Below are 7,757 nucleotides of genomic sequence, written 5' to 3' on the forward strand. Positions count from 1 at the left end.
CTTTGAACTGAAAGAGTGGGCGCGACCGAGGGGTCGCGCGGTTCGTGTTGCTTTGACTGTTCTACGATTTAGTTATCCCCAAAACATACAGTGTTCTGCTACACCTTATCCCCAGGTTTCTCCCCCGATTCCGATTTGCTTTACCGTCCGAATCCGACGCAGCCTTGGTGTCAGAATTTGGCAAAATGCGAATCGAACTTGATGAAATCCGCTAAAAGTATCCTTGAACCCGAACATCGCGCTCTGAAGACAGCCGTTTTCGTCTTGGATGAGTGCAATACGCTTAGCTTTGCCTCAGTCGTCGACCCAATGCGCGCTGCCAACCGGCTAGCAGACCACCCGGTATTTGACTGGGATTATGTAACACCCACGCCGGAGGTCGTAATGTTGACAAGCGCCTTGCCTGTTCAGGGGGTTCCGTTGGCGCGTTTGCGTCGATGTGACTTGTTGATAGTGATTGCAGGTTTTCAAATTGCTCGGCAGGCCAAGCCAAGTCTGTTGGCCGGATTGCAACGCATTGCCGACACCGGCGCAACGTTAGCCGGAATTGATGGTGGGCAATGGCTAATGGCAGAAGCCGGATTACTGGATGGCCACGCAGCGACCCCTCGGCTTGAAGATCAAGCACCTTTCGCCGCTCGATTCCCTTTGGTTGAAATCAGTACCGATCCATTCACAATCTCACCTGGCCGTTTGACCTCCAGTGGGTCGATAGCCACCATAAATTTAGTTGTAAAAATTTTGGCCGCCCGATTGGGTGCTGGTTTCGCCAGTCGAGTGTCCGCCGTGTTTCAGCAAGACATCGCGATTAAGCCAAAACAAACGGTGGCACAGGTCGGTGCAGAAAATCTGAATACGACTTTAACGGCACGGGCGAATATTCTGATGCAATCTGCGCTGAGCGATCCTTTACCATTGGCGGAAATTGCCACGGCTTTGAGCACGAGCCCTCGCTCGTTGCAACAACAGTTCCGATTACGCTATAATACTACGCCACAAGACCATTATCTGCAGCTACGGTTGGCGGAGGCACGGCGCCTTGTAACCGACAGTCAGATGCCGTTGATGGATGTGGCGCAAGCAACTGGTTTTTCTTCGCAATCCAGCTTTGCCCGAGCGTTTCGTACCGCACATGGTGTTTCAGCAAGGGACCTGCGGCAAGAAAGCAACCAACCGATGCCTCACTGAGACGCAATCAACCTATCGCGCTGTTGGGCATATCAATCCCGGCCGGGTTCACCAATGTCGCCTGGTTCAATATGGCATTGGGTGCGCTTTGTGAGCCTCAGCAATTTCAGCTTGTACTTCGCCCGACAATTTAAGATCCGCGCCGTTAAGAATATGCTGTAATTGGTTTTCGGTAGTTGCTCCGAAAATCGCCGACATCATGAAGGGCCGCGCCTGACACCAGGCCAAAGACATTTGCACCGGGTCCAAACCATGGCGATCAGCAATCTCAAGGTAGGCTGAGACTGCATCAAACACTCGCTCAGACTTTCGACCACCCATTTGAGGCACTAAGGACATACGAGAACCGTCCGGCACCGATCCATTTTGGTATTTACCGCTCAAAAAACCTGCGGCCAAAGGTGAAAAAGCCATTAATCCAACGTCTTCAAACAAACAAAGTTCCGCAAGATCGGTATCAAATAGCCGGCACAATAACGAATACTCGTTTTGAATGGATGCTACCCGGGGACCTCCTGTTTCATCCGCCAACCGCAACCATTGCGCCGTGCCCCACGCACTTTCGTTAGACAAGCCAAAGGCCCTGATGTTCCCCTTTTCCACTTGTTGTTTAAGCGCCTCCAAACATCCACGCATTTCCGAAAGCACTGCATCCCGGTTGCCTCCGGAAGGATCGTAATGCCAGTTCTGGCGAAACATGTAGCTGCCCCGGTTGGGCCAATGAAACTGGTAAAGATCGATGTAGTCGGTCTGTAACCGCTTCAAAGAGCCTTCAATGGCTTCTGGAATGGTCTCGGCCGAGATCGGCGCGCCATTTCGGGCATGCATAAATCCTTCGCCTGAGTGTTTGGTGGCCAGAATCCATTCGCCCCTTCGCGAAGGATTGGCGGCATTCCAGTTACCCAAAATCTCTTCCGTGCGTCCTACGGTTTCCTTCGCGACCGGGTTGACCGGATACATCTCGGCGGCGTCGATAAAATTGATCCCAGCGGCCAAGGCCATATCCATTTGGCGGTGCGCATCCGGCTCTGAGGTCTGTGTTCCAAACGTCATTGTGCCAAGGCACAAATCCGACACCATAATACCGGTGCGACCCAGAGGTTTCATTTCCATCAGAATGTCTCCTAAAATTCACTTTTGGCTAAATAGATTAGGCTTCGGCTTTTTTTTCCCATCGACCCGAAGCCTCGGACCAATACTGCGCGGAACACCCCGCCTCGGTCAAAGCTTTCCATTGGTCACGCGCCTTTTGCACCGCGACGTCGTCGTTTCCGTCGAACAAAACGCAAACCCGTTCAAGTTTATTGACCTCCCCTGGATCAACATCAGCCCCATCCACCGTCATGACGCAGGTTGGGTCGTTTACAGCCTTCTGATCTGAAGTCAGCAAAATCGGCTGATCAGCATCGTGTGGCCCCCCTGCCCGACCGTGCGGCAGAAATGTCTCTTCGGGACCCAGCCACAGCTTTTCATCCAACCAATCCAAACGCGAAGGGTCTGTCCCTCGCACTGCGATCCGCCACCCCGCTTGCCGCGCCTTGTTCAAAAGAACCGACAGCGTTTTTTCCAGCGGGTGTCGGGTCAGGTGATAGAAATAGACGGCGCCCATCGTGTTACTCGAAGTTGTCTTGGACAAAACGGCTCAGTGCACGAACACCCCAACCAGTTGCACCTTTCGGAGCGTAAGATGTCTCGGTGCTGACCGACGCGACTCCGGCAATATCCAAGTGTATCCAAGGAGTTTCTTCTTTCACAAAGCGCTGAAGAAATTGTGCGGCAGTGATCGAGCCTGCAGAACGACCACCCACGTTTTTCATATCGGCTATGCGGGATTTCAACAAATCGTCATATGCTTTGCCCAACGGCATCCGCCACGCGCCTTCGTCCTCATCCTTGGCTGCCTTTAGAAAGGCGTCGCAGAACACATCATTATTTGAAAACACACCCGCGTTTTCGTGCCCCAGACCAATGATGATAGCCCCAGTAAGAGTGGCCAGATCGATCATTCCCACAGGACTAAACCGATCCTGCGCGTACCACATTACGTCGCAAAGGACCAAGCGGCCCTCTGCATCGGTGTTGATAATCTCAACTGTATCGCCTTTCATTGATTTGACCACGTCACCCGGGCGCGTTGCGTTGCCCGACGGCATGTTTTCCACCAAACCTACCAGACCCACGACGTTGGCTTTGGCCTTTCGTTTGGCAAGGGCTCGCATAGCGCCCGCAACAACGCCGGCACCCCCCATATCCATGGTCATGTCCTCCATACCACCCGCAGGCTTTAGCGAAATTCCGCCCGTATCGAACACAACACCTTTGCCCACCAAAGCGAGCGGCGCATCATCGGTTTCTCCGCCCTTCCATTGCATCACAACAACTTTTGAAGGACTGACCGAGCCCTGACCGACACTTAGCAACGTGCGCATACCAAGATCAGCCAATCTGTCTTCTTCCAAAACTTCGACCTCAAGGCCTAAGTCCTGCATTTCAGCCAAGCGATTTGCAAATTCGGAGGTAGTTAAGATATTCGCTGGCTCATTGGTCAAATCGCGAGTCATGCGCACCCCGTCCGCTACCGCGTACAGAGGTTCAAACGTGGCTTCTACTTCTTCGGGTTTATTGTGGCTGATGGTTATTTCCTTAACCGGTTCGGTGACCTTGGTTTTGTGCGCATCGAAATCATAGCTTCGCAGAACAATGCCAAGTGCAAGTTGGTCAGTTTGCATCTGGTTACCTGCCATGACCAACACACTTTTTGCGCCCGCCAGTTTGGCGAGTTTCGCGCCGGCTTTGCGCGCTTCGGCTTGCTCCGGACGACGCGGCAACACCAAGATATCAAGCGCTTCGGCCTGCATACCACCCGGCCATGCCAGCGTGATTACATCGCCGTTTTTCACCTTTTCAAAGCGCTCGCTTGCCACCATCCGGGCAACCGCGCCCTTGGTTAAACGGTTGGCCCGGCGTGCGGCTGGCCCCAATTTCCCCTCGGACGGAATGATCACCACAACTCGCCCGTTTGCCTCTGCCATCAAATCCAAGTCGAAGGGTTGAAAACGCACCGGTACCAGACTGCTCATATCATGCTCCTCAAGAATGTGTTGACCAAGACCTAGCTCGCGCCGCCCCGGTTGACCAGATAGCAGTTTTCCCCGCCCGGCAATTGCATTAAGGTCTCCGGAAAATAACCGGCAGGCTCGGGGGAACAAAGTTGAGACCAATCGGCAGCAACAGGCCGTCGCGCATGTCTTTATGCCGGGACGCGAGCCGGGCGTTTGCCAATGTTCAAGCTGGATCGGGGGCGCAGGCGTGATCCTCGACCGTTACTTTGCCCGCCGCTTCATGCAAAACTTTTTTGTGATTGGCGGCATTTTTCTCACGTTGATTATCCTGATTGATTTGGTCGAGCAGGTACGACGTTTCGACGATGCAAATCTGTCCTTTGGGCAATTACTCCAGCTTACATTGCTGAATACACCCGCCGCGATAAGTGAGATGCTTCCGCTTTTAGTAATTCTGACCACCATTGCGTTGTTCGTCGGTTTGGCACGCAGCTCGGAGCTTGTCGTTACAAGGGCTATTGGAAGGTCTGGTCTCCGAGTGCTCGTTGCGCCGGCAGTACTGGCCCTATTGATCGGCGCGGTTGCTGTTGCCTTGCTGAACCCAATAGCAGCTGCCACTTCTGAAGAGTTTCGGAGACTATCGGACGGATATCGCAACAACGGTGATTCGACCCTGTCTATCAGTCGAGAGGGGCTATGGCTGCGGCAGGGCACAAATACGGGGCAATCCGTCATTCACGCCCGGGGCACACTAAACGGCGAAAGACTTGGCCTGCGAGATGTGACAGTCATTGCATTTGGACCCAACGGAATTCCGACCGAGCAGATTACCGCAGATCGGGCAGTATTGGAAGATGGCCAATGGGCCTTGCAGCAAGCAAAAGTGTGGACAATTCAGGACGATCTGAATCCCGAAGCGGCCTCGGTCACCCATGACACACTGAACCTGCCTACCACTTTAACGCGGGACAAAATCATAGACAGGTTGGGGCGGCAAGACTCCGTTTCGATTTATGATCTGCCCCAACTGATACGCGATCTTCGCGAAGCTGGGTTTTCGACCAAACAGTACGAGGTCTGGCTTCAGGCGCAGTTGGCCAGACCGTTGTTTTTGGTTTCGATGGTTCTTATCGGAGCAGCGTTTACTATGCGCCACGTGCGTTTTGGCGGCACGGGCATCGCCGTTCTTACAGCAGTACTACTGGGGTTTTCCGTCTATTTCGTGCGAAATTTTGCGCAAATTTTGGGCGAAAACGGACAATTGCCGATCATGATTTCGGCTTGGGCGCCACCCATTGCCGGAATTTTTCTTTCACTCGGGTTGCTGCTGCATGTGGAGGACGGCTGATGCGTTCATTGCTGTCGCTGCTTCTCAGCGGTGTTTTGATCCTGTCCCAGCCTACAGAGGGGTCGGCTCAATCTGACAGTGGGAACCCGGAAACCTCCGATACCGCGGCGGGCACACCCGCGCTGCTGGTGGCTGACAAAATATTCATCACGCCAGACAACAAACTGGTCGCCGAAGGCAATGTCGAAGCCTATCAAGGCGACATTAAGTTGACTGCTGAAAGTGTTGTCTACGACCGTGAGACAGGTTCTCTTTCGCTGACTGGCCCAATTCGCCTTGATGAGGCTGGAGAGACAACCCTTCTCGCGGACTCGGCTGAGCTGGATAGCGAGATTCAAAACGGGCTGCTAACCGGCGCACGGATGGTATTTGACCAGCAGATACAGATCGCTTCTGTACAAGCCATACGCGCTGCTGGCAGATACACTCAGTTCAGTAAAGTCGCAGCAACATCCTGCCATGTATGTGCCGACGGTCGATCACCACTTTGGCAAATCAGGGCTCGCAAAGTTACCCATGATCAGGTCGAGCGTCAGCTATATTTTGAAGGCGCTCAGCTTCGCATCATGGACTTACCGGTATTTTATTTTCCGGTCCTGCGCCTGCCCGACCCGACGCTAGAGCGTGCAACAGGGTTTCTTACCCCATCGATCCGAACTACTTCGCAATTGGGAACCGGGATTCGTGTTCCCTACTTCATCCGGCTAGGGGATCACAAAGATCTGACGCTGACCCCGTATATATCGTCTAATACGCGTACAGTGTATTTTCGATATCGACAGGCCTTTAAGCGAGGCAGAATTCGCTTGCGTGGTGCTTTCACGCGCGATGATTTACGACCGGATGAAAATCGCGGTTACTTTTTTGCAGATGGCCAGTTCAGCCTTGGAAAGGGGTACCGGCTGAAATTCGATATCCGAACCACGTCGGACGACGCATATCTTGCAGATTATACCCCATTTAACCCTGATCGACTGCGCAGCGAAATAGCCGTGGAACGGATCAGGCGCGATACGGCATTTCGAACAGGATTTATCCACTATGAATCGCTGCGTGATCGCGAACCGCAGGATGAGATCCCATCCCGCGTATTCGATCTGAATTATCGAAAGCGCTACTTTCCTAAGTCGGTTGGCGGCGAGGTTCAGCTAGCCTTTATAGGTCACGCACACCAGCGCACCAGCACCGAGGACGTAATTGGCCGTGATATTGCAAGAGCAACATTTGACGCAGAATGGGTTCGCAGTTGGACTTTTGTAACGGGCCTAAGAACCGACGTTCGCTTGGGCGCAGCGATCGACACCTTCGATATCCGAAATGACAGCGCGTTTCCCAGCAACGTCACCCGCACGGCCCCTCGTGCGGCTTTGACTTTGCGGTATCCGATGGTTCGGCGCGAACAAAACGGCGCGCGGCAATTTCTGGAACCGATAGTCCAATTGGGATGGGCTAATGTATCGGACTCAGATGTGCCAAATGACGAAAGTACATTTCAGGAATTCGACCAGGGAAACCTGTTGTCTCTTTCGCGTTTTCCGGCCGTGGATCGGCGAGAAGATTCGGCAACGGCCGTTGTGGGATTGAATTGGGCTAGGTACCGCTCGAACGGATGGGAGGCTCTGGCCACAGTCGGGCAGGTCTTCCGATCAGAAGCCGATCCAGATTTTACCCTGAGCTCTGGCTTACAGGGTACAACATCTGATCTGCTTTTGGCTGGGCAGTTGCGAAACGGCAAGGGTTTGACCGTTGCAGCCCGCGGACTACTCAACTCAGATCTAAGCTTTAGTAAGGCAGAGCTTCGAACGGCTTGGTCAAAGGGTGGCACCTCTTTGAGCGGAAGTTATGTTTGGCTGGAACCGGATCCGGTGGAAACCGGTGGCGATGAAATCTCTGAGCTTTGGCTGAACGGTGGGTACCGTATCGATCAAAACTGGCGGACCACGGCTTATGCTCGGTATGATTTCAGCGAGTCTGAACCAATCCGAGCTGGGCTTGGCGTAACGTACCGTAACGAATGCGTGCAATTTGGCGTGACCCTGACTCGACGTTTCACCTCAACATCGAGTATTGAGCCTACGACGGAATTCGGCTTTACCCTAGCCATGACCGGATACTCTGTTGAAAGCGGTGGCAAGAAGTACAAGAAGACATGCAGTTGA

The 7,757-nt window shown here is 53.3% G+C and carries 6 protein-coding genes; 3 read left to right on the forward strand and 3 right to left on the reverse strand.

Features of this window, described 5'->3' with window-relative positions; translation table 11 throughout:
* The first annotated feature begins 201 nt into the window (after positions 1–201).
* Positions 202–1,188, forward strand: coding sequence for a GlxA family transcriptional regulator (locus tag AC2FNV_RS18575; RefSeq protein ID WP_170607692.1), 987 nt, complete (start codon positions 202–204; stop codon positions 1,186–1,188).
* Between the two features lie 66 nt (positions 1,189–1,254).
* Here the strand turns inward: AC2FNV_RS18575 and AC2FNV_RS18580 are convergent, their stop codons facing one another.
* From AC2FNV_RS18580 to AC2FNV_RS18590, 3 genes are read right to left on the reverse strand one after another with little or no spacing between them, the layout of a single operon-like run.
* Complete coding sequence (locus tag AC2FNV_RS18580) at positions 1,255–2,301, reverse strand: aldo/keto reductase (RefSeq protein ID WP_170607691.1); 1,047 nt, start codon at positions 2,299–2,301, stop codon at positions 1,255–1,257.
* Between the two features lie 37 nt (positions 2,302–2,338).
* A complete protein-coding gene (locus tag AC2FNV_RS18585; protein WP_170607689.1) occupies positions 2,339–2,797 on the reverse strand; it encodes a DNA polymerase III subunit chi in 459 nt (152 codons plus the stop codon).
* Positions 2,798–2,801: 4 nt separating this feature from the next.
* Complete coding sequence (locus AC2FNV_RS18590; RefSeq protein ID WP_170607687.1) at positions 2,802–4,268, reverse strand: leucyl aminopeptidase; 1,467 nt, start codon at positions 4,266–4,268, stop codon at positions 2,802–2,804.
* 229 nt (positions 4,269–4,497) lie between these two features.
* Here AC2FNV_RS18590 and lptG point away from each other — a divergent pair, with 229 nt between their 5' ends.
* Both lptG and AC2FNV_RS18600 read left to right on the forward strand, forming a co-directional pair.
* Entirely contained in the window at positions 4,498–5,598 is a 1,101-nt protein-coding gene (gene lptG, locus AC2FNV_RS18595) for an LPS export ABC transporter permease LptG (protein ID WP_170607884.1), read from the forward strand.
* Entirely contained in the window at positions 5,598–7,757 is a 2,160-nt protein-coding gene (locus AC2FNV_RS18600; RefSeq protein WP_170607685.1) for an LPS-assembly protein LptD, read from the forward strand. The genes lptG and AC2FNV_RS18600 overlap by 1 nt, the downstream gene beginning before the upstream one ends.

It is taken from the genome of Ruegeria sp. BHSA163 (assembly GCF_059613365.1).

What these genes read in the sequence shown, in the direction of transcription:
- AC2FNV_RS18575 (WP_170607692.1), top strand. Translation starts at nt 202, where the DNA reads ATGAAATCCGCTAAAAGTATCCTTGAACCCGAACATCGCGCTCTGAAG.
- AC2FNV_RS18580 (WP_170607691.1), bottom strand. Translation starts at nt 2,301, where the DNA reads ATGGAAATGAAACCTCTGGGTCGCACCGGTATTATGGTGTCGGATTTG.
- AC2FNV_RS18585 (WP_170607689.1), bottom strand. Translation starts at nt 2,797, where the DNA reads ATGGGCGCCGTCTATTTCTATCACCTGACCCGACACCCGCTGGAAAAA.
- AC2FNV_RS18590 (WP_170607687.1), bottom strand. Translation starts at nt 4,268, where the DNA reads ATGAGCAGTCTGGTACCGGTGCGTTTTCAACCCTTCGACTTGGATTTG.
- AC2FNV_RS18600 (WP_170607685.1), top strand. Translation starts at nt 5,598, where the DNA reads ATGCGTTCATTGCTGTCGCTGCTTCTCAGCGGTGTTTTGATCCTGTCC.